Origin of the sequence: Streptomyces hesseae, assembly GCF_031845785.1 — a bacterium.
Classification (GTDB): Bacteria; Actinomycetota; Actinomycetes; order Streptomycetales; family Streptomycetaceae; genus Streptomyces; species Streptomyces hesseae.
In genome coordinates this window covers 248,916-275,676 of sequence record NZ_JAVRFI010000003.1, presented here as the reverse complement: position 1 = coordinate 275,676, position 26,761 = coordinate 248,916, and the positions used below count along the sequence as shown (strand labels likewise).

Here is a 26,761-nt window from a genome sequence, read left to right as displayed (position 1 = left end):
TATGATCGAGGCACGTCATCTGAGGGTGCTGCGCGCGGTGGCCGCCACCGGTTCGTTCTCGGCCGCGGCCCGGGAGCTCGGCTGCACCCAGCCCGCCGTCAGTCAGCAGATGAAGGCCCTGGAGCAGTCGGCGCGCACGCCGCTGCTGGTCCGTACGGGGCGGGAGATGCGGCTGACCGAGGCGGGCGAGGCCCTGGTCCGCCACGCCACGGGGATCCTGGCCGGGCTGACCGCCGCCGAGGAGGAGATCGCGGCCATCGCCGGGCTGCGGGCCGGGCGGGTGCGGCTGGTGTCCTTCCCCAGCGGCAGCTCCACGCTCGTGCCGACCGCGCTCGCCGAGATGCGCGCCGCCCACCCGGGCACCCAGATCTCCCTGGTCGAGGCGGAGCCGCCGCGCTCGGTGGAGATGCTGCGCGAGGGCGACTGCGAGATCGCGCTCGCCTTCCGCTACCCCGATGTGCGCGGCGCGGACCCGGCGGCCGGCGCGGAGTGGGACGACCTCGTCGTCCGGCCGTTGCTGACCGACCGCCTCATCGGCGTGGTGCCCGAGGGGCACCGGCTTGCCGGGGCGGAGCGGATAGGGATCGCCGAGCTGGAGGACGAGCCGTGGATCGCGGGCTGCCCGCGCTGCCGGCGACATCTGGTGGAGGTGTGCGAGAGCGCGGGCTTCACCCCGCGCATCGACTTCGCGACGGACGACTACCCGGCGGTCTTCGGCCTGGTCGGGGCCGGGCTCGGGGTCGCGGTCATGCCCGAGCTGGCGCTGGAGTCGGTACGGCCCAAGGGGGCGCGGACGGTGCCGGTGGAGCCGGTCGTGCAACGGGAGATCGTCGCCCTCACCCTCCCGGACCTGGCCAGGGTGCCGGCGGTCGGGGCCATGCTGGACCGCCTCGCGGCGGCCGCGACCCGCTGAGTACCGGCGCCGGGCGCATGGGGCGTGCAGGGGCGCGGTCGTGCGCGGAAGCGCAGCCGCAGGCGCTCACGCGGTCATCGCGCCGGCGCCCGCGCCGCTCGCCGAGATGGGCCGGTGCCTCGCACGCCCCATGAGCTCCTCGCGCTCGTCCTCGGTCAGACCGCCCCAGACGCCGTAGGGCTCCCGCACCGCCAGCGCGTGCGCCGCGCACTCGGCGCGTACGGGGCAGCGCATGCACACCTCCTTCGCGGAGGTCTCACGGGCGCTGCGCGCCGCACCGCGCTCGCCCTCGGGGTGGAAGAACAACGAGCTGTCGACCCCTCGGCACGCCGCCAGGAGCTGCCAGTCCCACAGGTCGGCGTTGGGACCGGGAAGGCGGGAGAAATCTGCCATTGCTTATCCCCTCGAAACGATCTGTCCGATGCAGTGCCCGTGTCCGTACATCCGTCGTGACTGTCGTGTGAGCAGATGAAAATATGACTCTTGTTGAATCTAGCCACAGATGCCGGTAAATGGGAAGAAATGCGGGTCCGACTGGGCAAATGGGGCATAGCTTGGCTGGTGGGCCGGGCGCCCCCCGTGCGCCCTGCTCCGTGTCCGCGCCCTCACGTAGAGTGCCGAACATGGCCGACCGAGCCCGTAACTCTTTCGGGTGACCGTCGTTGAGAGTGCGGAGGCGGTTGACGCATGAAGCAGTCGGGCGGGTGGCAGGGCCCGGTGCCGTCAATCGCGCAAGGTGACGACCAGTACCAGCCTCTGGAGGCTCAAGGTGACGCGCATCAGCTGCGGAGGGCGGCCATGACATCCGTCCTCGTCTGCGACGACTCCCCGCTTGCCCGAGAAGCGCTCCGTCGCGCGGTGGCGACCGTGCCCGGCGTCGAGCGCGTGACGACGGCGGCCAACGGCGAGGAAGTCCTCCGCCGCTGGGGCGCCGATCGTTCGGACCTCATTCTGATGGACGTACGCATGCCCGGACTCGGTGGTGTGGAGACCGTGCGCCGGCTGCTCTCCGCCGACCCCGGCGCCCGCATCATCATGCTCACGGTCGCCGAGGACCTCGACGGGGTCGCTCTCGCGGTCGCCGCCGGGGCGCGCGGCTATCTGCACAAGGACGCCTCGCGCGCCGAGCTGCGCGCCACCGTGACCCAGGCGCTCGCCGACCCGACCTGGCGGCTCGCCCCCCGGCGGCTGCGCTCGGCGGAGATGGGCGCCGCGCCCACGCTCACCGCGCGGGAGATCCAGGTGCTGGAGGGCATGAGCCACGGCCGCTCCAACGCGGAGATCGGCCGGGAGCTCTTCCTCTCCGAGGACACGGTGAAGACCCACGCGCGGCGGCTTTTCAAGAAGCTGGGCGCCTCGGACCGGGCGCACGCGGTGGCCCTCGGCTTCCGCTGGGGCCTGGTCCGCTGAGGCGGTGTGGCGCGCAGCGTCTCGAGGTCGCGGTGCGCGCCACCCCGGCGGGCGGTGCCCACCGCGACCCCTGTGGTGCGCGCCGCGACCTCGCCGCGTCGACGGCCCGACGCCGAAAGCTCGAGGGATGCCGCATCCTTGAGGTGTGACTCCTCCCCGGCGGAGGCCGAGGTTTCTCGCTCGGCCAGAAGAGACCTCATGACGGACAAGCCCTGCCACGTGCCCTATGGCACGGGTGCAAGCTATCGGTGGAGTCGTGAGTGCTGGGGCGGGCATACCCGAAAGGGGGAGGCGCTAGACGTGAGTGCGAGGACACCGACGCGTAACGGTTCGATGCACAACCACGAGGGCGGTGCCACGGAGAATCCGGCGCCGGGGCACCATGGACCGATGCGCGACGACGACACCACCGCCATTGGCGCGCTCGTCGCCCGTGCGGTGGAGGGCGACCGGCAGGCCACCCACGATCTGCTCGCCCTGGTGCACCCTCTCGCCCTGCGCTACTGCCGTACGCGCCTGTCGCGGCTGCCGGGCGACGCCCGCCATTTCGTGGACGACCTCGCCCAGGAGGTCTGTCTCGCCGTTCTGTGCGCCCTGCCGCGGTACCGCGACACCGGGCGCCCCTTCGAGGCCTTCGTCGTGGCCATCGCCGCGCACAAGGTCGCCGATCTCCAGCGCGCCGCCATGCGCCACCCGGGCAGTACGGCGGTGCCCTCCGACGAGATGCCGGAACAGCCCGACGACTCGCTCGGGCCCGAGGAGCGGGCGCTGCTCAGCAGCGATGCCGAGTGGGCGAAGAAGCTGCTCGCCAACCTTCCGGAGAACCAGCGCGAGCTCGTGCTGCTGCGCGTCGCCGTCGGGCTGACGGCCGAGGAGACCGGACAGATGCTGGGAATGTCACCCGGCGCCGTCCGGGTCGCCCAGCACCGCGCGCTCAGCAGGCTCAGGGCGCTCGCGGAACAGTGAGCGCGGGGTGTGCGCGTCCCGGCCCACCGGGGTGCGCACACCACACGGACGCGCCGACCGAAGGTGCTTTCGTAGGAATATCCAAGTGACGTGAGCCTCAGAGCTCGTGGAATGGGACACCCGCCACGGCCGTTAGCATGGTAGTCCTCGCTGGGGCAAGACCATTTGGGAAGGTGTCATGACTGACAACGTCGACGGAATGCCCGGAAAATTCGCGATGCTCGGTCTGACATACGACGACGTCCTGCTGCTGCCGGGCGCCTCCGAGGTCCTGCCGAACGGTGTGAGCACCGCTTCCCGGGTCTCGCGCAACGTACGGGTGAACATCCCGCTGCTGTCCGCCGCCATGGACAAGGTGACCGAGGCGCGCATGGCCATCGCCATGGCCCGCCAGGGCGGCGCGGGCGTCCTCCACCGCAACCTCTCGATCGAGGACCAGGCCAACCAGGTCGACCTCGTCAAGCGCTCGGAGTCCGGCATGGTCTCCGACCCGATCACCGTCCGCCCGGACGCCACGCTGGCCGAGGCCGACGCGCTGTGCGCCCGGTTCCGCATCAGCGGTGTGCCGGTCACCGACCCGGCGGGCAAGCTGCTGGGCATCGTCACCAACCGTGACATGGCCTTCGAGATGGACCGCGGCCGCGCGGTGCGCGAGGTCATGACCCCGATGCCGCTGGTCACCGGCAAGGTCGGCATCTCCGGCGAGGACGCCATCGAGCTGCTGCGCCGCCACAAGATCGAGAAGCTGCCGCTGGTGGACGACGCCGGTGTGCTCAAGGGCCTCATCACGGTCAAGGACTTCGTCAAGGCGGAGAAGTACCCGAACGCCGCCAAGGACGCCGAGGGCCGCCTGGTCGTCGGCGCCGCGGTGGGCGTCGGCGCCGAGGCCTTCGAGCGCGCCCAGGCGCTCGTCGAGGCCGGCGCGGACTTCCTGGTCGTCGACAGCGCCCACGGCCACAGCCGGGGCATCCTCGACATGATCGCCAAGATCAAGTCCAACATCAGCGTCGACGTCGTCGGCGGCAACGTCGCCACCCGCGACGGCGCCCAGGCCCTGATCGACGCGGGCGTGGACGGCGTCAAGGTCGGTGTCGGCCCGGGCTCGATCTGCACCACCCGCGTCGTCGCCGGCATCGGCGTCCCGCAGGTCACCGCGATCTACGAGGCCGCCCAGGCGTGCCACGCGGCGGACGTCCCGCTGATCGGCGACGGCGGCCTCCAGTACTCGGGCGACATCGCCAAGGCCATCGCCGCCGGCGCCGACACGGTGATGCTCGGCTCGCTGCTCGCGGGCTGCGAGGAGTCGCCGGGCGAGATGGTCTTCATCAACGGCAAGCAGTTCAAGTCCTACCGCGGCATGGGCTCGCTGGGCGCCATGCAGTCCCGCGGCCAGGCGCGGTCCTTCTCCAAGGACCGCTACTTCCAGGACAACGTCCTCTCCGAGGACAAGCTGGTGCCCGAGGGCATCGAGGGTCAGGTGCCCTACCGCGGCCCGCTCTCCTCGGTCGCCCACCAGCTCGTCGGCGGCCTGCGGGCCTCCATGGGCTACGTCGGCTCGGCCGACATCCAGGAGCTCAAGGACAAGGGCCGCTTCGTGCGGATCACGTCCGCGGGTCTCAAGGAGAGCCACCCGCACGACATCCAGATGACGGTCGAGGCGCCGAACTACTCGCGTCGCTGACGCGTTGGACTACTGCTTCCAGTAGTAGTCGGAGTTTCGCACAGAAGTCCGTCGGAGCCCGCGACCGATAAGGCCGCGGGCTCCGCCGCGTCGGGGATACTGGTATGCGGCAGACGGAGCGCCAAGGAAAGTGAAAGGCCACACACGTGACTGAGATCGAGATCGGGCGCGGCAAGCGCGGCCGCCGGGCGTACGCGTTCGACGACATCGCCGTCGTCCCGAGTCGCCGTACCCGCGACCCGAAGGAGGTCTCGATCGCCTGGCAGATCGACGCCTACCGCTTCGAGCTGCCGTTCCTGGCCGCCCCCATGGACTCGGTCGTCTCGCCCGAGACCGCCATCCGCATCGGCGAGCTGGGCGGCCTGGGCGTGCTCAACCTCGAGGGCCTGTGGACCCGCTACGAGGACCCCGAGTCGCTGCTGGCCGAGATCGCCGAGCTGGACGAGACCGCCGCGACCAAGCGCCTCCAGGAGATCTACGCCGCTCCGATCAAGGAGGAGCTGATCGGGCAGCGCATCAAGGAGGTCCGCGACTCCGGTGTCGTGACCGCCGCCGCGCTCTCCCCGCAGCGCACCGCGCAGTTCTCCAAGGCCGTCGTCGACGCCGGCGTGGACATCTTCGTGATCCGCGGTACGACCGTCTCCGCCGAGCACGTCTCCGGCGCCGCCGAGCCGCTGAACCTCAAGCAGTTCATCTACGAGCTCGACGTCCCGGTGATCGTGGGCGGCTGCGCCACCTACACCGCCGCCCTCCACCTGATGCGCACGGGCGCGGCCGGTGTCCTCGTCGGCTTCGGCGGCGGCGCCGCGCACACCACCCGTAACGTCCTGGGCATCCAGGTCCCGATGGCGACCGCCGTGGCCGACGTGGCCGCCGCCCGCCGGGACTACATGGACGAGTCCGGCGGCCGCTACGTCCACGTCATCGCCGACGGCGGCGTGGGCTGGTCCGGCGACCTGCCGAAGGCCATCGCCTGTGGCGCCGACGCCGTGATGATGGGCTCCCCGCTGGCCCGCGCCACCGACGCCCCCGGCCGTGGCTTCCACTGGGGCATGGAGGCCGTCCACGAGGACGTGCCGCGCGGCAAGCGCATGAACCTGGGCACCGTGGGTTCCACCGAGGAGATCCTCCTCGGCCCCTCGCACACCCCGGACGGTTCGATGAACTTCTTCGGCGCGCTGCGCCGGGCGATGGCCACCACGGGCTACAGCGAGCTCAAGGAGTTCCAGCGCGTCGAGGTGACGGTCGCGCCGTCGCAGCACGACAAGCGCTGACGCTTCGTCTTCCCGAAAGGCCCGGTCTGCTTCGGCAGGCCGGGCCTTTCGCATGGCCTGCCGCCGCCGTTAGTGCCGTATAAGCATTCGATCTTAGGGAATACTGGCGACTTATGGCGCAAAGCAAGTCGTTCAGCGGCAGGGACATGGGTATCGACCTCGGCACCGCGAACACGCTGGTGTATGTGCGAGGGAAGGGAGTGGTGCTCAACGAGCCCTCGGTCGTCGCGGTCAACGCCGAGGACGGCAGTGTGCTGTCGGTCGGTTCCGAGGCCAAGGAGACCATCGGCCGTACGCCCTCGAACATCGTCGCCATCCGCCCGATGCGGGACGGCGTCATCGCGGACTTCGAGATAGCCGAGCGGATGATGCGGCACTTCATCAAGAAGGTCATGGGCAACCGCCGCTTCTCCCGCCCGCGCGTCGTGGTCTGCGTGCCCTCGGGCATCACGGGCGTGGAGCGACGGGCGGTCATCGAGGCCGCGTCGCAGGCCGGGGCCCGTCAGGTGCACCTGGTCGAGGAGCCCATGGCGGCCGCGATCGGCGCGGGGCTGCCGGTCAGCGAGCCGACCGGCTGCATGGTCGTCGACATCGGCGGCGGCACCACCGAGGTCGCGGTGATCTCGCTGGGCGGGATCGTCACCGCGCGCTCGGTGCGCACGGCGGGCGACGCCATGGACACGGCGATCATCTCCTACGTCAAGAAGGAGTACGCCCTCGCCATCGGTGAGCGCACCGCCGAGGAGATCAAGCTGACCATCGGCTCGGCCTCCCCGACCGGCTACTCGGACGCGGGCGGCGGCGACCCGGAGGAGACCCAGGGCCTGCGCCCCGGCGACCGGCTGACGGTGCGCGGCCGGGACCAGGTCAGCGGTCTGCCCAAGACGCTGGATCTGACGGCCGACGAGATCCGCCACGCGCTCACCGAGCCGGTGGACGCCATCGTGATGGCGGTGCGCCAGACGCTCGACGAGACCCCGCCGGAGCTCTCCGGCGACATCATGGAGCGGGGCATCGTGCTCACCGGCGGTGGCGCGCTGCTGCGCGGCCTGGACGTCCGGCTGAGCCAGGAGCTCGACATCCCCGTGCTCGTCGCGGACGAGCCGCTCGACTGCGTCGCGGTCGGCACCGGCCGCTGCGTGGAGAACTTCGCCTCGATGCGCACGGTGCTGGACGCCCAGCCGCGCCTGCTGTCGGGCCGGCTGTAGCAGGGCCGGCTGTGGCGGGGCCGGCTGTGGCCGGGCCTGCCCCCGGGGCACGTGTCACAGCCGGTGCGCCGCTCCGGTGGGGCTCGCGCCCCGGGTGTCCAGCAGCAGCTGGGCCTTGACCGCGAGCCCCTGGAGGTCGTACGTGCGGTGGTGCTGGAGAAGCACCGTCAGATCGGCGTCGGCCGCCGCCTCGTAGAGGCAGTCGGCGCGCGGTACCGGCTGGCCCATGACCCGCCACTGGGCGGCGTAGGGGTCGTGATAGCTGAGCAGGGCGCCCATCTCCATCAGCCGGGACGCGATCTCGCGCGCCGGTGAGCCCTCCTGGTCGCCGACGTCGGCCTTGTAGCTGACGCCCAGCAGCAGCACCCGGGCGCCGCGCGCGGATTTGCCGTGCTCGTTGAGGAGCGTGGCGCAGCGCTGGATGACGTAGCGCGGCATCCGTCCGTTGACCTCCTGCGCCAGCTCCACCATGCGCAGGGGATAGCCGAGGCTGCGGCCCTTGTAGGAGAGGTAGTTGGGGTCGATGGGGACGCCGTGGCCGCCGACCCCGGGGCCGGGGCGGAAGGACTGGAAGCCGAAGGGCTTGGTCTCCGCGCAGCGCAGGACGTCCCAGAGGTCGACGCCGATGTCGTGGCAGAAGACGGCCATCTCGTTGGCGAGCGCGATGTTGACGTGCCGGTAGTTGGTCTCCAGGACCTTGACGGCCTCGGCCTCGCGGGGGCCCCGCGCGCGGACGACCTTCTCGCAGATCCGTCCGTAGAAGGCGGCGGCGGCCTCGGTGCAGGCGGGGGTGAGGCCGCCGATGACCTTGGGGGTGTTGGCCAGGCCGTACCGGCGGTTGCCGGGGTCGAGGCGGCTGGGGGAGTAGGCGAGGTGGAAGTCCTGGCCGGCGCGCAGCCCGGAGCCGGACTCCAGGAGGGGGCGCAGCAGGTCCTCGGTGGTGCCGGGGTAGACGGCGGACTCCAGGATCACGGTGGTGTGCGGCCGGAGCCGGGCCGCCAGGGCGCGGGCCGCCGCGACGACGGCGCTCAGGTCGAGCGCCCGGTCCTCGCCCAGCCGGGTGGGGGCGCAGATCACGGCCGTACGGACCCTGCCGAGCTCGGCGTCCTCGGTGGTGGCGCGGAAACCGGCGGAGACCATGCGACGGATCAGGCTCGCGGTGATGCCGTCGGCGCCTTCCGGGGGCAGCCGTCCGGCGCGGAGCTCGGCGACGGTGCGGGCGTCGGTGTCGTAGCCGACGGTGGGGATGGCGGCGGCGGTGGCGGCCTGGGCGAGGGGGAGCCCGAGGTGACCGAGGCCGATGACGGCGAGATCTGCGGGCATGGCGGGCATGGCGGGATGCGGTCCTTCCCGGAGGCGACGTCCGGAGGCGATGGCCGGCGGCCGGTGGGTTGCCGGCGAAACGGCCCGGTACATCAGCTTAGGCGGATATATGACTGTTATCCGGTATTTCTGAGTCTCTCCCGGTGGGGCCGCGTCGCCGTGCGTCCGGGGCCGGGCCGCGGCGCGACCGGGTCCGCGTCGAGGCGCGTCCGTCCGTGGCCCGGCCGGAGCGGCCGATCTGGGGCAGCATCGAAGAAGGACGCGTCACGACGTACGGTCTCGGCTCCGTCCGCGCGGCCACCGGCAGCGGCGGCGGGATCGGCCAGGCGGGAGGCAGTGGTGAGGACAGCGACACTCGGCCCGGCCGAGCGAGGCGAGGCTCTCGCCCGAATGGCGGAGCGGGAACTGGACATCCTCGTGGTCGGCGCGGGCGTCGTCGGCGCGGGCACCGCCCTGGACGCGGCGACCCGCGGACTGATGACCGGCCTCGTCGAGGCGCGGGACTGGGCGGCCGGCACGTCCAGCAGGTCCAGCAAGCTCATCCACGGCGGGCTGCGCTATCTGGAGATGCTCGACTTCGCCCTGGTGCGCGAGGCCCTCAAGGAGCGCGGGCTGCTGCTCGAGCGGCTGGCCCCGCACCTGGTCAGACCGGTGCCCTTCCTCTACCCGCTCCAGCACAGGGGCTGGGAGCGGGTCTACGCCGGCGCGGGCGTGGCCCTCTACGACACCATGTCCCTCTCCTCGGGCCACGGCAGGGGGCTGCCCGCCCACCGCCACCTCACCCGCCGCAAGGCCCTGCGGGTCGCGCCCTGCCTGCGCAAGGACGCGCTGGTCGGCGCCCTCCAGTACTACGACGCCCAGATGGACGACGCGCGCTACGTCACCACCCTCGTGCGCACCGCCGCCGCCTACGGCGCCGACGTCGCCAACCGGGCGCGGGTCGTGGGCTTCCTGCGCGAGGGCGAGCGCGTGGTCGGCGCCCGGGTGCGCGACCTGGAGCAGGGCGGCGAGTTCGAGATCCGCGCCCGGCAGATCGTCAACGCCACCGGGGTGTGGACGGACGACACCCAGCAGCTCATCGCCGAGCGCGGCCAGTTCCATGTGAGGGCGTCCAAGGGCATCCACCTGGTCGTCCCCAAGGACCGGATCCACTCCACCACCGGGCTCATCCTGCGCACCGAGAAGAGCGTGCTCTTCGTCATCCCGTGGGGCCGGCACTGGATCATCGGGACGACGGACACCGACTGGGACCTGGACAAGGCCCACCCGGCCGCCTCCAGCGCCGACATCGACTATCTGCTGGAGCATGTGAACTCGGTGCTCGCCGTGCCGCTCAGCCGCGACGACGTCCAGGGCGTCTACGCCGGGCTGCGCCCCCTCCTCGCCGGCGAGTCGGACGCGACCAGCAAGCTCTCGCGCGAGCATACGGTGGCCCACCCGGTGCCGGGGCTGGTGGTCGTGGCGGGCGGCAAGTACACCACGTACCGGGTGATGGCGAAGGACGCCGTCGACGAGGCGGTGCACGGGCTCGCCCAGCGGGTGGCCGACTGCGTCACCGAGGACGTCCCGCTCGTCGGCGCCGAGGGGTACAAGGCCCTGTGGAACGGGCGCGCCCAGCTCGCCCGGCGCACGGGGCTGCACGTCGCCCGGGTCGAACACCTGCTCAATCGCTATGGCTCGCTGGTGGACGAGGTGCTGTCCTATGTCATCGCCGACCCGGCGATGGGCGAACCGCTGACCGGTGCCGAGGACTATCTGCGGGCGGAGGTCGTCTACGCCGCCTCCCACGAGGGGGCGCGCCATCTCGACGACGTCCTCACCCGGCGGACCCGGATCTCGATCGAGACCTTCGACCGCGGCACGCGCAGCGCCCGCGAGGCCGCCGAGCTGATCGCGCCCGTGCTGGGCTGGGACGCGGCCCAGGTCGACAAGGAGGTCGAGCACTACGAGAAACGCGTGGAGGCCGAGCGCGAGTCGCAGCGGCAGCCCGACGACCTGACGGCGGACGCGGCCCGGCTGGGCGCGCCGGACATCCAGCCGGTCTGACGGCCCGTCCGGGGTTGTCGGGGTCATGATGTCCGTCGATGTCCTCCGAAATACGCCACCGCCGGTCACCGGTACGGGGCGCGTCCATGAGAGGTGCGCTTATGAGCGGTGTGTGACAGCCCGGCAGCTTCGGGAACCGCCCGTCGCCGAACCGAGTCCTGTGGGAGTGACAGGTCCTGTTCAGGGGAGCGGGCGACGACGCCACCGCATCCCGTCGTCCTCGACACCGTCCCGGCGCGGTACGGAAGGCTCCGTCCGCCGTGCGACGGGGGTTGATGGTGCGCGTCGGCACACGCTTCTCACCAGGGCTCTCGGACCCTGGCCTTCCGCTGGTCCGCGGATGAGAGACAATGGTCCCTCTGCCAGGGTCGGTTGGTCGCAGAGCTGATTGCCAGAGGGGACGCATGTCGGAGGCGGAGCAGACGCAGGGCACGGCAGGGCGCCTCCTTGCCGGGCGATACCGCCTCGGGGACGTCCTCGGGCGCGGTGGCATGGGCACGGTCTGGCGGGCGACGGACGAGACCCTGGGCCGAGTGGTCGCGGTCAAGGAGCTGCGCTTTCCGTCCAACATCGACGAGGACGAGAAGCGCCGGCTGATCACGCGCACGCTGCGCGAGGCCAAGGCCATCGCCCGGATCCGCAGCGCCGGCGCGGTCACCGTCTACGACGTCGTGCACGAGGACGACCGCCCGTGGATCGTCATGGAGCTCATCGAGGGCCGCTCGCTCGCCGACGTCATCCGCGAGGACGGTCCGCTGAAGTGGCGCCGGGCCGCCGAGGTCGGGCTCGCCATCCTCGACGTGCTGCGCGCCGCGCACCGCGAGGGCATCCTCCACCGCGACGTGAAGCCCTCCAACGTCCTCATCGCGGACGACGGCCGGGTCGTCCTCACCGACTTCGGCATCGCGCAGGTCGAGGGCGACCCCTCGGTCACCTCGACGGGCATGCTCGTCGGCGCCCCCTCGTACATATCCCCCGAGCGCGCCCGCGGCCAGAAGCCCGGCCCGCCCGCCGACCTGTGGTCGCTGGGCGGCCTGCTGTACGCGGCCGTCGAGGGCGCCCCGCCGTACGACAAGGGCTCGGCCATCGCCACCCTCACGGCCGTCATGACCGAACCCCTCGGCCCGCCGCGCAACGCCGGCCCGCTGGCGGACGTCATGTACGGGCTGCTGGCCAAGGACCCGCAGAAGCGTCTGGACGAGGCGGGGGCGCGGGCGTTGCTGACGGCCGCCGTCAACGCCCCGGACGAGCGGCTGCCCAAGCCGCCCGAGCCCCAGCCCGACCTCGATGCCACCCAGGCCATCGCCGTGCCGTCCATACCGGAGAAGCCGGTTCGCGCGGCGGGTCCGGCGCGGTCGAAGAAGGGCCACGGCGGCGGGTACGGCTACGACGACGCCCGGCCGTCCGCGGGCTCTTCGAGTACCTCGTCTTCCGCCGTGTCGGGTTCGCGTTCGTCGTCGGCGTCGTCGACGCCGTCCTCCCGGTCCGGGGGCGTGTCCGGCGCCGCGCGGTCCGGCTCGCCGTCCGTGCCGGCACGGGGCGCCTTCCGGCCCCTGCGGGACGCGGACACGGGCACGTCGGTCACCGCCGAGCCCGAGGGCGCCGGGCAGCCGGTCAGGCTGCGGGTCGGCAGCGTCGCGGCCGGTGCCAGGGGCACCCGTGACGCGCGGGGCACGACCTACGGCCGGGCCTCGCTCATGGACGTCGTACCGCGCCGCGTGCTGCTCGTCGCGGCGGTCGTGGTCGTCCTCGCCGTCATCGGCACGGTGATCGCCATCGCCGTGAGCGGCAACAAGGACGACAACGGCAAGGACGGTTCGTCCACCAAGCACAAGAAGGCCGCGATCGTCTCGACCGCTCCGGTGTACGCCGCCCTGGACGGCCGGGACGTGCTGGACGGCTTCTCGCGCGCGAACTGACGCGGGCCCGTTCGCGCGACGCCATCGCGACGCCATGTGGTCTTCCGGGACGGTAGGGACACGTGCGCATACCGGGCCGGACTGGTGGGGACTGGTAGGGACGTACTGAGCCGTACGCGCCCTAAGGGGCGGGTTCGGCACGTATCGTGAGTCGTCGTGGACCGTACGCAGTCGCGATACGCCGCAAGGCACCGCTGAACGACCGGTTTTGACGGCCGGTCGGTGCGGTCGGGGCGGACCGCGCGACGGCGGATCGCACGAGTGGGGAGGCGTCGTGGACGACTACGCGGGCCGGGTGCTCGCCGACCGTTACCGTCTGCCGTTGCCCCCGTCCGAGGCGTTCGAACTCGTGGAGACACGGGCGTTCGACACCTACAGCGGCCAGGAGGTCCTGGTCCGGCAGATTCCGCTGCCGGAGGTCGTCGACGCCGAGGTTCTCGGGGGCGACGGCCCCCACGGTCCCGGCGCCGCCCGGGTACCGGCCGGGGCGGGGACCGTGGGCGCGGGTGCGCGACGTACGGCCCCGGCTTCCGGCGACCCGGCGGTGCGCCGCGCGCTGACGGCCGCCACCGCCGCCGCGCAGATCCCGGACCACCCCCGGCTCGACCAGGTCTTCCACGTCTTCGCCGAGGCGGGCAGCCTCTGGATCGTCAGCGAGTTCGTCTCCGCCCGTCCTCTGGCCGCCCTGCTCGCCGAGCGCACGCTCTCCCCGCACCGCGCGGCCGAGGTTGCCGCCGACGTCCTCACCGCCCTGCGCGCCCTGCACGCCCAGGGCTGGACCCACCGCAACATCACCGCCCGGACTGTCCTCATCTGCGACGACGGCCGTGCCATCCTCACCGGCCTGGCCGCCGGCGCGGCCGAGGAGGCGCTGTGCGGCTACGACCCGGTCCCGGAGACGACGGACCGGTCGCGCCCGTCGCCGTACGGGCCGCCGGGGAGCGGAGCGCGCGGCGGCACGGGCGCGCGCGTCGGGGGCGTGCCCCGGCAGGGCGGCGCCGCGGCGGGCGGTGCGGCGGCGGGCGGTGCGGTGGCGGGCGGTGCGGCGGTCCAGGGCACGAAGGACGAACGGGACGAGACGCGGAACGCCCGCGCGGCCCGCGCCGGGGCGATCGCCGCCTACCACGCGGCGGCCCGCGCCGCCGCGCGCGCGGCGGTCGAGGGCACCGCCCACCCGGTCGCCGGCGCCTCCACCTGGGGCGGCGGCAGCGCGTCCAGCGGCGCCGCTCCCGCCCCCGGGACCACCCGCTCCTGGAACGCGAACGGCCTGGTACGCGGTGGGTCGGGCCCGGGCGCTGTGCCCGGTCCTGCGGCACCGGGGCAGGGCGCGGCCGGTGGACTGGGGCAGGGTGGCAAGCCCGGCGTACCGGCTCAGGGCGGGCGGCCCGCCGCTCCGGGGCAGGGCAGGCCCGGCGTACCGGGGCAGGGCAAGCAGTCCGCCGCGTCGGGTCAGGGCAACCCCGCTGTACCGGACCGGGGCGCTCAGCCCGCCGTGACCGCCGGAGGGCCGGGGTCGGCCCCGGCGGGCCGGTCCTCGACCGGCTGGGGTCACCCCAAGGGACCGGCCGACGCGCTCGCCGCCGAGCGCGCCCGGCAGGCGCGGATGGTCGTGGTGGGCGCCGTCACCGAGCGTTGGGCGCCCGAACAGGCCTGGCCGGTGCAGGAGAACTGGCAGCTCGCGCCCCCCGTCGGCCCCGCCGCCGATCTATGGGCCCTGGGCGCCCTGCTCTTCCGCGTCGTCCAGGGCCACGCGCCCTACCCCGAGGAGAGCACGGCCGAGCTCGTCCAGGTCGTCTGCTCGGAACCACCCGCGTACGCCGAGGAGTGCGGCGCGCTGCGCCCGGTCGTCGAGTCGCTGATGCGCAAGGACCCGGCCGAACGGCCCGAGTTCGAGGAGCTCCGCGGCTGGCTCCGTTCGCTCATCCGTTCGGCGCCGGAGCCCGAGCTCGGCAGCCGGACCGTCACCGTGCCGTCGATCGGGGCCCCCGCCCCCGGCGATCCGCGCCGGCTCCCGGTCGTCCGCCGGCGTGGCGAGCTGGTCCGCAGGCGGCGCGGCCGCGCGTCCGACCGGGGCGCGGCGGCCGGGCAGGCCCCGGCGAGTGCCCACGGGCGGCACAAGCGGACGGGCGCGGAACGGCACGCGGAGCCCCGCGCGCAGGAGCGGAGCGGCCTCCACACCACAGGGCATCTGCGGGAGGAGCGCGTTCCCACAGCGGCCGCCTCACCGCTGCGGTTGGGAAGGCTGCTGCTGGGCCTGATTCTGCTCGCCCTCATCGGGGCCGTGCTGTACGCGGTGCTGTTCATGCCGCGCGCGGAGGAGGACACGGGGCGTGCCCCGGTGGACCGCACGGGCGCGGCCGGTGCCCTGAGCGCGGCCCCGGGCGGATCCGCCCCTTCCGGGACGGCGGGCCGGGCCTCCACCGACGGCGCCCGGGACGGCCGGGCCGACGACGGCGCGGGGGCCGGTGCGGGCGCTGCCAAGGGGTTCGCCCTGCGCAAGGACCCCAAGGGCTTCGCCGTGGCCGTCGCCGAGGACTGGCAGCGGCGTGGCGAGAACGAGCGCGGCCAGGTCGTCTACGCCGGCGGGGACTACGAGCTGATCGTGGTCCCGGGCCGGGACACGGTGGCCGAGTTCGGCGGCGACCCCATGGCCTACCAGCAGGACAAGGAGCCCGAGCTGGCCCCGTACCGCGCCTCGTCCTGGTCGGGCTCCTCCGGCCTGCGGCGCGTCGACGTCGGCGGTACGGCGACGGCGGAGGGCACGTTCCACTGGAACGACAGTGGCGGCCGCCAGATCTACGTACGCAACGCCGCGATGGTCCTGGGGGACCGCTACCACCTGCTCCAGGTGCGTGGCCCGATGGACGAACAGCGGTCGGTGGACACCTTCTTCGAGCAGGCCATGGCCACCTACCGGACGGGCGGCTGACCGCGTGACGGTCCCGGGTCCGGGCTCGGTCCCGGGGTCGGGGCCGGGAGCCGAGTCGCTCAGTCGGCGAAGCGCTCGCGCAGCGTCTGTTTGAGGACCTTGCGCAGGGTGTCGTCGCGGGGCAGCGCGTCGACGAGCTCCAACTGTTCGGGCAGTTTGTGCACCGCCAGACCGGCGGCGCGCAGATGGGCCGTGACGGCTTCGAGGGTCAGCGGCCGGGCCCCCGACGGCTGCTGGACCACGGCGCAGACACGCTCCCCGCGCAGCGCGTCCGGCAGGCCGATGACGGCGGCGTCCTCGACGCCGGGGTGGTCGTGGAGGAACCGCTCGACCTCCTGCGCGGAGATGTTCTCGCCCTTGCGGATGATGATGTCCTTCACCCGGCCGGTGAGCACGAGATGGCCGTCCTCGGTGAGCCGGCCGAGGTCCCCGGTGCGGAGGAAGCCGTCCTCGTCGAACGCCTCGGCCGTCTGGACCGGGTCGAGATAGCCCTGGCAGACGGCCTCGCCGCGCAGCCGTATCTCCCCGTCCGTACCGGTGGGTACGGGCGCGCCGTCCCGGCCGACGACCCGGACTTCCATGCCGGCGGGCGGCCGTCCCTCCGTGGTGGCCAGCTTCTCCTCCGGGTCGTCGGGGCACCCCATGGTGATCATCGGTACCTCGGTCATCCCGTATCCGTGGGCGAGCCGGCAGCCCAGCTCGCGGACCACATCGTGGTGGAGCGCGGGCGGCCGGGGCGCCCCGCCGCCGGCCATGAGCCGGAGCGTGGGGAGCAGCCTGCGGGCGGGGTTCTTGCGCTGCTCGGCGAGGAACATCGCGTAGAACGCGGTCGAGCCGCCCGCCACGCTGACGCCGTGGCGCCGGTAGGCGGCGAGCGAACCGGGCAGGGAGAAGTGCTCCACGAGCAGTGCGGGGAAGCCGCGCAGGAGCATCGCGACGGTGTAGTCGGGCCCGGCCACGTGCGCGTAGGGGAAGGCCATGGAGCCCACGTCGTCGGAGGTGAGGCGGAGCGCGTCGGCGAGGCAGCCGCCGGCGGCGATGAGGGCGCGGTCCGTGTGGAGGACGCCCTTGGGCTCCGCCGTGGTGCCGGACGTCCAGAAGATCCAGCGGACGGCCGTGCCGTCGGCCGGAGGGGGCGGGAGAATCGCCGGGTCGGCCTCCGGAAGGGCGTCGTGGGCCAGGAACACCAGGGGCGGCGTGGGCAGCGTCAGGGCGACGCGGTGGGCCATCGGCGTGTGGTCGAAGCCCCGCCACAGCCCGGGGACGGCGAAGTATTCGGCTCCGGTGGACCTGAGCGCGTGCCCGGCCTCGTGGTCGCGGCAGGCGGGGACGAGCGGGCTCTGGACGGCGCCCAGCCTGGCCAGGGCGAAGGTCAGGACGACGGTTTCGACACGGGTGGGCAGCTGCCAGGTGACCCGGCTCCCCGGCCCCACGCCGAAGGTGTGGAGCCAGGCGGCCACGCGCTCGGCGCGGGAGCGCAGCCCGCCGAAGGTCACCCGCCGGTCGCCGCCGGGTGCTCCGTCCCGTGACTCCCGGGCGGGCTCGTCCGCCTGGACGAGCGCGAGGGCGTCCGGGGTGAGCTCCGCGCGGTGCTCGAGGAGCTCCCAGAGTGTGCGGGAGTCCGCCAGTTCCCGGGCGTCGGTACCGTTCCGCATGAGAGCCCACTCCGATCTGACGGTATGTCATATCTGCGCCGGAGCGTAGGCCGTCGCTTCTTGTCGGTCCAGAGGGCGAGGGCTAGCCTCCTGATGACTGACGGAGTGTCAGATACGGTGTCGGATACGGCGAAGGGGCACCCATGGAGCTGCCGCGCATCGTCAGCGTCGACGACCATGTGATCGAGCCGGCCCATCTCTTCGAGACCTGGCTGCCGGCGAAGTACCGCGACCGCGGGCCGCGCCCCCTGACCGCCGGGATCGGGGAGCTGGAGTACGTCGGGGGTGCCTACCGCGTCACCATGGACCCGGACGGCCCCCCGGCCGACTGGTGGGTCTACGAGGACCTCCGCTTCCCGTACAAGCGCAACATCGCCGCTGTCGGCTTCTCGCGGGACGAGATGACCCTGGAGGGCATCACGCGGGAACAGATGCGCCGGGGCTGCTGGGATCCGAAGGCCCGGCTGGCGGACATGGACCTGGGCCACGTCGAGGCGTCCCTGTGCTTCCCGACCTTCCCGCGTTTTTGCGGGCAGACGTTCGCGGAGGCGCGGGACAAGGAGGTCGCGCTGGCCTGTGTGCGGGCCTACAACGACTGGATGGTCGAGGAGTGGTGTGGCGACAGCGGCGGCCGGCTGATCCCGCTGTGCCTGATCCCGCTGTGGGACGTGGAACTGGCCGTGGCCGAGATCCGGCGCAATGCGGCGCGCGGCGTGCGGGCCGTGACCTTCAGCGAGCTCCCGACGTACCTCGGGCTGCCCTCGATCCACTCCGGCTACTGGGACCCCTTCTTCGCCGCCTGCGAGGAGACGGGGACGGTGGTGTGCATGCACATCGGGTCCTCCTCCCAGATGCCCGCCGCCTCCCCCGACGCGCCGCCGGCCGTTCAGGCCACGCTGTCCTTCAACAACGCCATGGCCTCGATGTCGGACTTCCTCTTCAGCGGCGTCCTCGTCCGCTTCCCCCGCCTCAAACTCGCCTACAGCGAGGGGCAGATGGGCTGGATCCCCTACGCCCTGGAACGCGCCGACGACGTCTGGCGGGAGCACCGCGCCTGGGGCGGCGTCCGCGACCTGATCCCCGAGCCTCCATCGATGTACTACTACCGGCAGATCTACTGCTGCTTCTTCCGCGACCGGCACGGCATCGACTCACTCGACGCGATCGGCCGCGACAACGCCACCTTCGAGACCGACTATCCCCACGTCGATTCGACGTGGCCGCACACCAAGGAAGTGGCGCTCGACCATGTGAAGGGTCTGGACGAGGAGACCGTCCACAAGCTGATGCGGGGCAACGCCATCCGCATGCTCGGCCTGGACCTGGACCTGGACCTGGACCCGGGCCTGGGCATGGACCCGGACCTGGACCCGCGCCTGGATCTCGACGAGCCGGGGAGCTGAGCCGGTGGACCTCGGCCACACCGCGGAAGAGGAGGAGTTCCGCCAGGGGCTCCGCGCCTGGCTGGACGCGACGCTGCCCAAGCTGCCCCCCAAGCCGTCACCGGACGACTGGCCCGCCCGTCGCACCTACGACTGCGCCTGGCAACGGGCGCTGTACGACGCCGGGTACGCCGGTCTGCACTGGCCCGCCGACGCCGGTGGCGGGGGCGCGCTCCCCGGCAAGCACCTGATCTTCCTGGAGGAGACCGAACGGGCGGGCGCTCCCTATGTCGGCGCCAACTTCGTCGGCCTCCTGCACGCGGGCCCCACCATCGCGACCGAGGGGACCGCCGCCCAGCGAGCCCGGTGGCTCCCACCCATCCTGCGCGGCGAGGAGGTGTGGTGCCAGGGCTTCTCGGAGCCGGACGCGGGCTCCGACCTGGCCTCCCTGCGCACCCGCGCGGTCCGTGACGGCGACGCCTATGTCGTCACCGGCAGCAAGATCTGGACCTCGCACGCCGAGGTCGCCGACTGGTGCGAACTGCTTGTCCGCACCGGCCCCCCGGACTCCGGCCGCCGGGGCCTGACCTGGCTCGCCCTGCGCATGGGCGCCCCCGGGGTGACGGTCCGCCCGCTGCGGACCCTCGCCGGGCCGGCGGAGTTCGCCGAGGTGTTCCTCGACGGGGCGCGCGTGCCGCTCTCCCATCGGGTCGGCGCCGAGAACGACGGCTGGCGCGTCACCATGGTCACGCTCTCCTACGAGCGCGGCACCGCCTTCGCGGGGGAAGTCGTCGCCTGCCGCCGCACCCTCGTACAACTGGCCCACACGGCACGGGAGAACGGGCGCTGGGACGATCCCGTCCTACGGCGCCGGCTGGGCCGTCTCAACGCCGAATTCGGCGCGCTGTGGCGACTCGTCCAGTGGAATACGAGCGAGGCGGAAGCGTCGCTCCGCGCGGGCGGCGACGGGGTGCCCGGTGCCGGAGCCTCGGTCTTCAAACTGCGCTATTCCCAGGCGCGGCAGGAGCTCTACGAAGCGGCCGCCGACGTTCTGGGCCCGCTCTCGCTGGACGCCGATCACGAATGGACCATCGGGCGCCTCACATCCCTCGCCTACACCATCGCCGCCGGTACCTCCCAGATCCAGCAGAACATCATCGCCGAGCGCGTTCTCGGCCTTCCCAAGGGGCGGTGACCTAAGGGCATGGACTTCCGGCCGAGTCACGATCAGCGCGCTCTGGTCGCGGGCATGCGGACGCTCCTGGCGGCGCGATTCCCCCGGGAGAAACTCCGGGAGTCCGTCGATGCCGAAGTGCCGGGAGACGCTCTCGACCGCTCTCTGTGGCGGGAGTTGGGAGAGTGTGGATTCTTCTCCCTGAGGCTCTCGGAGAAGGATGGTGGAGCCGGGCTCGGCCTGCCCGAGGCGGTGTTCCTCTTCGAGGAGGCGGGCCGTCATCTGCTCCCGGGCCCGCTCATCGCCACCCACTTGGCGGCCGGGCTGATTCCCGGCGCGGCCGAGGGCGAGACCGTGGTGACGGCCCTGGAGGGACCCGGCATGGTCGAGCACCTCTCCGTCGCCGACGCCGTGCTCGTCATGGACCTCGTCATGGGAGGCGACCGCCCCCGGGTGCTGGAGGTGACGGGCGCTCGCGGTCCGCAGGCACTACAGGGCCGTCCGCTGTGGTCGGTGGACCCCACGACGCCGCTGCACCATGTGGAGCGGCTGCCCAAGGACGTGCGGGAACTGCCGCTCGTGGGCGCCGACGGCGACACCGTCCGCCTCTGCCAGGAGGCGGCGTTGCTGACCGCCGCCCAGCAACTCGGCAGCGCCGGCCGCACCCTGGACATGGCCGTCTCCCACGCGAAGTCCCGCAGACAGTTCGGCCGCCCGATCGGCGCGTTCCAAGCCGTGCAGCACCTGTGCGCACAAATGCTCGCCCGTACGGAACTCGCACGCGTAAGCGTATATGCCGCGTCACTCCTGGCTACCGAAAGTGATATCGCCGGAGCCAAACTGCTGGCGGACGAGGCCGCGATCCGTAATGCCCGCGACTGTTTGCAAGTGCATGGCGGTATGGGTTTCACCTGGGAGGCGGACGTTCACCCCCATCTGAAACGGGCCTGGCTGCGGCGGACGCAGTGGCAGTCGGCCGACGAGGCCGAGGAGGCGCTGACCCGGGCCCTGCTCGACCCGCCCGGAGAATTGCCCGACGGAAATCGCGAACCATTCGAATAACGCCGGGTAATCGGCACAGCCGAAAAGCCGCCCTTACCGCCCGGGGTGATCACGCTGCGTCGATATCGAGTTGTGTTCTTCGCGTAACTCGTCACCGTATGGAGTCGCGCCGGGTTTCCGGTACTCTCCGTGAGATGCGAGTGGTTCAGGGGTGCAATAAATCCGGTCCCGCCGAAGAAGCGGTACCGGGTGGGGAAGCGCCCTTCGTCCCTGTCGGCCCGGAGGTGAGAATGCCCCGGTGTCCGAGGCCCTCAAGCGCGCGCAGCACAGTATGCAGTATGCATGCCCCCTTGCGCCGGAATATGCCCGAAGCGCTTGTCGGGGTGACTGTATGTCAACCATGCTGTCGCCGAAGGGGGTCACGCTCAGTGATCCCATCGGGCAGCGAGGCGTTGTGTCCGCCGGTTCGGATGGTGTGAGCGGTGCAGGTGCTTCAGGTGCAGATCGAGGTGGGGGCCGACCCCTCGGAAGTGGGGCGGGCCCGTAGGTGGGCGCGGTCTCGGCTCGTCGGGTGCGGGATAGGGCTCGACGAACCGCTGGCCGAGACGCTGATCCTGCTGATCTCGGAGCTGGTCACCAACGCCGTGGTGCACACCGGCTGTCCGGCCGTCCTGCGGATGCTCCTCCCCGGCGCCGTGAGCCCCGCAGGCCCCGCGCCGGAGGCCCGGCCCGGCACGGTCCGGGTCGAGGTGGCCGACATCAGCGCCCGGCCGCCGACGCGGCGATGGGCCGAGGGTGGCGACACGGGCGGCAGGGGTCTGGAGTTGGTGGACGGGCTCGCCGACCGCTGGGGCTGGCAGCGCGAGGGCGCCGGCAAGCGCGTCTGGTGCGAGGTCGACCGCGGCGGGCCGTGCTGGAGTAGTGCTTTCGAGCCACAACACGCCGCGACAAATCGGGCGTAGTCGACAAAGTCCAGACCAGGTGTTGACGTGAAGTGGTCACGTGATCACCCTTGGATGCAGCGATTCGTTGCGAGGGGACGTCGAGAGGTCCGGCTGTCCTGGGCTGCCTTGACGAGTGCGGGTCGCGATCCGGCGCGACGACAGGGCTGAGGCGCCGGAGCTGGTTGGCGGCGCACGGTGCCGTGCTCGGGGTGCGCATCTGTGCGCCGCCGCCCACCCGTTGCCCCGGGATCCTGCCGGGCCCCGGGGCCGTTGTCAGAAGATCGCCACAGGCGCCACGGGTGTTCCCGTCCCGCCGACGAACGGCTCCGGCATGGCCGCCAGGAAAAAGGCGTAGCGCCGCTCTTCCGCGCACACGGTGGAGAGCTCCTCCAGATTCCAGTTCTGGCCCTGCGGCATGCCCATCTCCACCAGATCGAGCGCGTGTACGGGCATCCAGAGGTCCGTGATCTCCGGCGGGAAGATCTCGAACGTGAGGGTGTCATTGGCGACGGCGGCCACATCACGGGCGTGGAACCACTCGGGCGTGCGGATCGACAGACCGGGGGAGGGGTGGGCGTACGCGTGTTTGTCGCCGGCCAGGAAGCGTTGGATCTGTCCCGTCCTGACGAGCACGATGTCTCCCGGCCGGACCGTGACCCGGGCCAGTTCCTCCGCCGCCTCCAGGTCCTCCGGCGTGACGGCGTGGTCGCCGTCGAGTCGGTCCACGCCCCTGGCTCGGGCGACGTCGAGCAGTACGCCGCGCGAGACGATGTGCCCGGGCTTCTCCACGCCGTGGAAGGCCGAGCGGCTCTGGGCGGTGATCGAGTCCGCCGGGCGGCCGTTGTAGAGCTTCCCGCCGTGGGAGGCGTGCGAGAGCCCGTCCCAGTGCGTACCGGCCTGTAGCCCCATGGTCACGATGTCGTCGCTGGTGGCGACCGTGCCCGGCCCGAACAGCTCCACGTTGATCGCCACCATGGTGTGCAGCGGGTTGATCCTGCCCGGGATCACCCCCGTCTGTACGCCGTCCTGGTGCAAGGGCAGCGCGAGCGGGACCCGCCTGCCGCCGGCCACGGTCGCGGCGGCCTCGCGCACCACGGCGTCGGTGATGAGGTTGAGCGTGCCTATCTCGTCACCCTCGCCCCAACGACCCCAGTTGTTAACACGCTTGGCCAGTTCGTAGAACTCGGACGGCAACGGCATGGAAGTCCTCCCGGATGGCGCCTGTGCGGCTCCGCCGCGGCTCGGGCCGCGGGGCTTGTGCTCACGCCCGTGCTGCCCAAAAATCTAACGGACCGTCAGAAACTGTGGGAGGGGGCCACGCCGTGGGGAACTTCTTGGCCGGCAAGGTGATCGCCGTCACCGGCGCCGGACGCGGGATCGGCAGGGCGGTCGCCCTGGCGTGCGCCGCCGAGGGAGCCCGGGTCGTCGTCAATGACTACGGGGTGTCCGTGGCGGGCGAGGAGCCCTCGAGCGAGATCGCCACCGCTGTCGCCAAGGAGATCGAGGCCCTCGGGGGCGAGGCCACGGCCGTCGCGGACGACATCTCCACGATGGCCGGCGGCCGGCGGATCGTGGACACGGCGATCACCCGATACGGCCGTCTCGACGGCGTCGTATGCGGAGCGGGCATCCTCCGCGAGCGCATGATCTTCAATATGACCGAGGAGGAATGGGACCCGGTCATCGCCACCCATCTGAAGGGCACCTTCACCGTCTTCCGCGCCGCCTCCGCCGTGATGCGCCAACAGCGCGCCGGCACCCTCATCGGATTCACCAGCGGCAACCATCAGGGAAGCGTGTCCCAGGCCAACTACGCCTCGGCCAAGGGCGGGATCATCTCCCTCGTCCGCAGCGCCGCCCTGGGGCTGCACAAGTACGGCGTCACCGCCAACTGCGTCGCTCCCGTGGCCCGCACCCGGATGTCCGCCGGCGTCCCCATGGAACTCAAGGAGATCGGCGAGCCCGAGGACGTGGCCCCCCTGGTCGTCTACCTGCTCGGCGACCGCGCCCGGGAACAGGGCGTCACCGGCCAGGTCTACACCGTCGCCGGACCCAAGATCGCTGTCTGGGCCCAGCCGCGCGAACTGCGCGCCGCCTACGCCGAGGGCCGCTGGACCCCCGAACGGATCGCCGAGATCCTCCCGGAGACCGTCGGCACCGATCCGATGCCCCTGCTGGAGCGGCTCCGGGCGATGGCCGACGCGGCCGCCTCCGGCCGGCGCCCCAACGCGTGACGCGACAGACCGCGAAGGGAGAGGCACAGCGCCATGGACTTCGCATTCGGGCCGGAGGACGAGGCCTTCCGCCAGGAAGCCCGGACCTGGCTGGCCGAGCACCTGCCGGAACATACGGCCCGGCACCAGGACGATGACGGACGCCCCGCGCCCGGCCGCGCGTGGGAGCGCGAACTCGGCGCCGACGGCTGGATCGGCCTCGGCTGGAGTCCCCACCGCGGCACCCACGGCAACCGCACGGCCTCCCTCACCGGCCAGGTCGTCTGGGCCGAGGAGTACGCCCGCGCCGGGGCGCCCGCCCGCCTCGGCCACCTCGGCGAGAACCTCCTGGCACCCACTCTCCTCGCCCACGGCGACGACGCCCAGTGCGTCCGCTTCCTCCCCGCCATCGCCCGGGGCGAGGAGATCTGGTGCCAGGGCTACAGCGAGCCCGGCGCGGGCTCGGACCTCGCCGGTGTCCGGACCACCGCCACACGCGCCGACGGCGGCCGCGTCTACCGGATCGACGGGCAGAAGATCTGGACCTCGCTCGCCCACGACGCCGACTGGTGCTTCGTCCTCGCCCGCACCACCGAGGGCTCACATCGCCATCACGGACTCTCCTTCCTCCTCGTGCCGATGGACCAGCCCGGCCGCGTCGAGGTCCGGCCGATCCGCCAGCTGACCGGGACCGCCGACTTCAACGAAGTGTTCTTCGACGGCGCCGAGGCCCGCGCAGAGCACCTCGTCGGCGGCGAGGGCGACGGCTGGCGGGTCGCCCTGGGACTCCTCGCCAGGGAACGCGGGGTCTCCACCCTCGTCCAGCAGATCGGCTTCGCGGCCGAACTGGCACGGGTGGTCAGCCTGGCCGTGGAGTCCGGCGCCGCAGAGGAGCCGGCGGTACGGGACCGGCTCGTACGGCAATGGGCCGAACTCCAGGTGATGCGCTGGAACGCCCTGCGGACCCTTGGGGCCGCGGACACCCCCGGGGCGCCCAGCGTCGCCAAGCTGCTGTGGGGCGGCTGGCACCAGCGGCTCGGTGAACTGGCGATGCGGGTGCGCGGCGCCCCCGCCACCCTGGGGCCGGACCCCTGGAGCGCCCACAGCCCGTACCGGCTGGACACCCTGCAACGCCTGTTCCTCTTCAGCCGAGCCGACACCATCTACGGCGGCTCGGACGAGATCCAGCGCAACATCATCGCGGAGCGCGTACTCGGTCTGCCCAAGGAGGCACGGACATGACGGCGTACGGGCACTGGATCGCCGGCGCCTGGCGCGCGCCGGAAAAAGGGCACTATCCAGTTGTCAATCCGGCGACCGAGAAGGTCGTCGGGGAGGCCCCGGAGTCGACTCCCGCCGAAGTCGCCGACGCCGTGGCCGCCGCGCGGGCCGCGCAGGACGGCTGGTCCCGTACGGATCCGCGCGAACGCGCGGCCGTACTGGACCGGATCGCTGATCTGATCACCGAGCGGAGCGAGGAGCTCGCGCCCCTCCTCCAGGCCGAGACCGGCGCGACGACACGCGTCACCTCGACCATGCAACTTCCCACCGCCGCCGAACGCTTCCACCGGTACGCGCGGGGCGCGACGGAATCGCGCGTCGTCCCCCTCGCACCGCGCCCCGTCAGGGCGAGCCCCCTCGCACCCGGCGGCCTGCTCGGCGCCGCCGCGGTACGCCGCCCCGTGGGCGTCGTCGGCTGTATCACCTCCTACAACTTCCCTCTCGTGAATCTCGCGGGCAAGGCGGCGCCCGCCCTGGCCATGGGCAACACGGTCGTCGCGAAGCCGGCGCCGCAGGACCCGCTCTGCTGCCTGGAGCTGGGCCCGTTGTGCCGCGAGGCCGGGCTTCCCGACGGGGTGTTCAACGTGGTCACCGGCTCGGGCGCGGGAGCAGGGGAGGCGCTCGTGGCGCACCCCGGCGTCGACATGATCAGCTTCACCGGTTCCAGCGCGGTGGGAAAGAAGATCGCCGAGGCCGCGGGGAGGTCGATGAAGCGCACCCTGATGGAGCTGGGCGGCAAGGGCGCGGCCATCGTCCTGGAGGACGCCGACGAGGCGGTGATCAAGTCGGCGGTCGGGGCGGTCGGTTCGGTCTGGTCCTTCCACAGCGGGCAGATCTGCACGGCGCCGACCCGCGTACTCGTCCACCGGTCGCGGCACGAGCGGGTCGTCGCCGGTCTCACACGCTACGCCGGGTCGCTGATCGTCGGGGACCCTGTGGATAACTCCACGGCCGTGGGCCCGTTGATCTCCGCCGAGCAGCGCGACCGCGTCGAGGCCCACATCGCCGAGGCCCGTGACCAGGGCGCCCGCATCCTCGTCGGAGGCACGCGCCCCGCCGTCCGCCCGGGCTTCTACGTCGCCCCCACCCTCATCACGGACGTCACCCCCGACATGGCCGTCGCCCGCGAGGAGATCTTCGGCCCCGTCGTGGCCGTGCTCGTCTTCGACGACGAGGACGAGGCGGTCCGTATCGCCAACGGCACCGCGTACGGCCTCCACGACTATGTCTTCAGCGCCGACACCGGCCGCGCCTGGGCCCTCGCCGCCCGGCTCCGCAGCGGAAACGTCGGCGTGAACACCGTCCAGCGGCACCCCGAGACTCCCTTCGGGGGATTCAAGGAGAGCGGGATCGGCCGCGACGGCGGCTCGTTCGCCCTCGACGCGTACAGCGAACTCCAGTCGGTCGTCTGGCCGTCCTGAGCCCTACCCCGGAGAGGACC

19 protein-coding genes and 1 pseudogene are annotated in these 26,761 nt (G+C 72.3%); 16 read left to right on the top strand and 4 right to left on the bottom strand.

The genetic code is table 11. The features are described 5' to 3' along the window. The first annotated feature begins 1 nt into the window (after position 1). On the top strand, positions 2–913 hold the full coding sequence (locus RM609_RS07140; RefSeq protein ID WP_311608866.1) for a LysR family transcriptional regulator: 912 nt from the start codon (positions 2–4) through the stop codon (positions 911–913). Between the two features lie 66 nt (positions 914–979). Here RM609_RS07140 and RM609_RS07135 read toward each other — a convergent pair whose 3' ends face one another. Beyond that, positions 980–1,306, bottom strand: coding sequence for a WhiB family transcriptional regulator (locus RM609_RS07135; protein ID WP_126914647.1), 327 nt, complete (start codon positions 1,304–1,306; stop codon positions 980–982). Positions 1,307–1,711: 405 nt separating this feature from the next. Between RM609_RS07135 and RM609_RS07130 the strand changes: the two genes are divergently transcribed. The 5 genes from RM609_RS07130 to RM609_RS07110 all read left to right on the top strand — a co-directional run bounded on the left by RM609_RS07130 (position 1,712) and on the right by RM609_RS07110 (position 7,452). After that, positions 1,712–2,323 carry a response regulator transcription factor gene (locus RM609_RS07130; RefSeq protein ID WP_003948568.1) on the top strand — a complete coding sequence of 204 codons (612 nt, stop codon included), beginning with the start codon at positions 1,712–1,714 and terminating at the stop codon, positions 2,321–2,323. Positions 2,324–2,713: 390 nt separating this feature from the next. Continuing rightward, on the top strand, positions 2,714–3,289 hold the full coding sequence (locus RM609_RS07125) for a sigma-70 family RNA polymerase sigma factor (protein ID WP_206279852.1): 576 nt from the start codon (positions 2,714–2,716) through the stop codon (positions 3,287–3,289). 178 nt (positions 3,290–3,467) lie between these two features. Then, positions 3,468–4,970 carry an IMP dehydrogenase gene (guaB, locus tag RM609_RS07120; RefSeq protein ID WP_311608863.1) on the top strand — a complete coding sequence of 501 codons (1,503 nt, stop codon included), beginning with the start codon at positions 3,468–3,470 and terminating at the stop codon, positions 4,968–4,970. Positions 4,971–5,116: 146 nt separating this feature from the next. Continuing rightward, positions 5,117–6,244, top strand: coding sequence for a GuaB3 family IMP dehydrogenase-related protein (locus tag RM609_RS07115; protein WP_126914644.1), 1,128 nt, complete (start codon positions 5,117–5,119; stop codon positions 6,242–6,244). 113 nt (positions 6,245–6,357) lie between these two features. Then, a complete protein-coding gene (locus tag RM609_RS07110; protein ID WP_311608860.1) occupies positions 6,358–7,452 on the top strand; it encodes a rod shape-determining protein in 1,095 nt (364 codons plus the stop codon). A 54-nt stretch (positions 7,453–7,506) separates the two neighbouring features. On the opposite strand, the gene RM609_RS07105 is transcribed toward RM609_RS07110, so the two are convergent. After that, complete coding sequence (locus RM609_RS07105) at positions 7,507–8,775, bottom strand: nucleotide sugar dehydrogenase (RefSeq protein ID WP_311608859.1); 1,269 nt, start codon at positions 8,773–8,775, stop codon at positions 7,507–7,509. Between the two features lie 339 nt (positions 8,776–9,114). Between RM609_RS07105 and RM609_RS07100 the strand changes: the two genes are divergently transcribed. The 3 genes and pseudogenes from RM609_RS07100 (at position 9,115) to RM609_RS07090 (ending at position 15,669) form a co-directional block, all read left to right on the top strand. Beyond that, positions 9,115–10,821 carry a glycerol-3-phosphate dehydrogenase/oxidase gene (locus tag RM609_RS07100; protein WP_311608858.1) on the top strand — a complete coding sequence of 569 codons (1,707 nt, stop codon included), beginning with the start codon at positions 9,115–9,117 and terminating at the stop codon, positions 10,819–10,821. Between the two features lie 404 nt (positions 10,822–11,225). After that, positions 11,226–12,129 (top strand): annotated as a pseudogene (locus RM609_RS34715) (serine/threonine-protein kinase); the annotation flags it as partial. Between the two features lie 885 nt (positions 12,130–13,014). Further along, positions 13,015–15,669: a serine/threonine kinase C-terminal domain-containing protein gene (locus tag RM609_RS07090; RefSeq protein ID WP_311608857.1), complete on the top strand. Its 2,655-nt coding sequence runs from the start codon at positions 13,015–13,017 to the stop codon at positions 15,667–15,669. Between the two features lie 59 nt (positions 15,670–15,728). Here RM609_RS07090 and RM609_RS07085 read toward each other — a convergent pair whose 3' ends face one another. Further along, the gene (locus RM609_RS07085) at positions 15,729–17,324 is read right to left on the bottom strand and encodes a class I adenylate-forming enzyme family protein (protein ID WP_311608856.1); all 1,596 of its coding nucleotides are present in this window, start codon (positions 17,322–17,324) and stop codon (positions 15,729–15,731) included. 143 nt (positions 17,325–17,467) lie between these two features. Between RM609_RS07085 and RM609_RS07080 the strand changes: the two genes are divergently transcribed. From RM609_RS07080 to RM609_RS07065, 4 genes are all read left to right on the top strand, one after another. Next, entirely contained in the window at positions 17,468–18,727 is a 1,260-nt protein-coding gene (locus tag RM609_RS07080) for an amidohydrolase family protein (RefSeq protein ID WP_311608855.1), read from the top strand. A 4-nt stretch (positions 18,728–18,731) separates the two neighbouring features. Continuing rightward, on the top strand, positions 18,732–19,901 hold the full coding sequence (locus tag RM609_RS07075; RefSeq protein WP_311608854.1) for an acyl-CoA dehydrogenase family protein: 1,170 nt from the start codon (positions 18,732–18,734) through the stop codon (positions 19,899–19,901). Between the two features lie 9 nt (positions 19,902–19,910). Beyond that, positions 19,911–20,942 carry an acyl-CoA dehydrogenase family protein gene (locus RM609_RS07070; RefSeq protein WP_311608852.1) on the top strand — a complete coding sequence of 344 codons (1,032 nt, stop codon included), beginning with the start codon at positions 19,911–19,913 and terminating at the stop codon, positions 20,940–20,942. Between the two features lie 422 nt (positions 20,943–21,364). Further along, complete coding sequence (locus RM609_RS07065) at positions 21,365–21,844, top strand: ATP-binding protein (RefSeq protein ID WP_311608851.1); 480 nt, start codon at positions 21,365–21,367, stop codon at positions 21,842–21,844. Positions 21,845–22,099: 255 nt separating this feature from the next. Here the strand turns inward: RM609_RS07065 and RM609_RS07060 are convergent, their stop codons facing one another. Next, on the bottom strand, positions 22,100–23,026 hold the full coding sequence (locus RM609_RS07060) for a cyclase family protein (RefSeq protein WP_311608850.1): 927 nt from the start codon (positions 23,024–23,026) through the stop codon (positions 22,100–22,102). A gap of 122 nt (positions 23,027–23,148) precedes the next feature. Here RM609_RS07060 and RM609_RS07055 point away from each other — a divergent pair, with 122 nt between their 5' ends. Genes RM609_RS07055 through RM609_RS07045 form a run of 3 tightly spaced genes read left to right on the top strand, consistent with a single transcriptional unit; the run spans position 23,149 to position 26,741 of the window. Further along, positions 23,149–24,060, top strand: coding sequence for an SDR family NAD(P)-dependent oxidoreductase (locus RM609_RS07055; protein ID WP_311608849.1), 912 nt, complete (start codon positions 23,149–23,151; stop codon positions 24,058–24,060). 33 nt (positions 24,061–24,093) lie between these two features. Beyond that, a complete protein-coding gene (locus tag RM609_RS07050) occupies positions 24,094–25,281 on the top strand; it encodes an acyl-CoA dehydrogenase family protein (RefSeq protein WP_311608848.1) in 1,188 nt (395 codons plus the stop codon). Beyond that, complete coding sequence (locus RM609_RS07045) at positions 25,278–26,741, top strand: aldehyde dehydrogenase family protein (RefSeq protein WP_311608847.1); 1,464 nt, start codon at positions 25,278–25,280, stop codon at positions 26,739–26,741. Before RM609_RS07050 ends, RM609_RS07045 begins: the two co-directional genes overlap by 4 nt. The last annotated feature ends 20 nt before the right edge of the window (positions 26,742–26,761 follow it).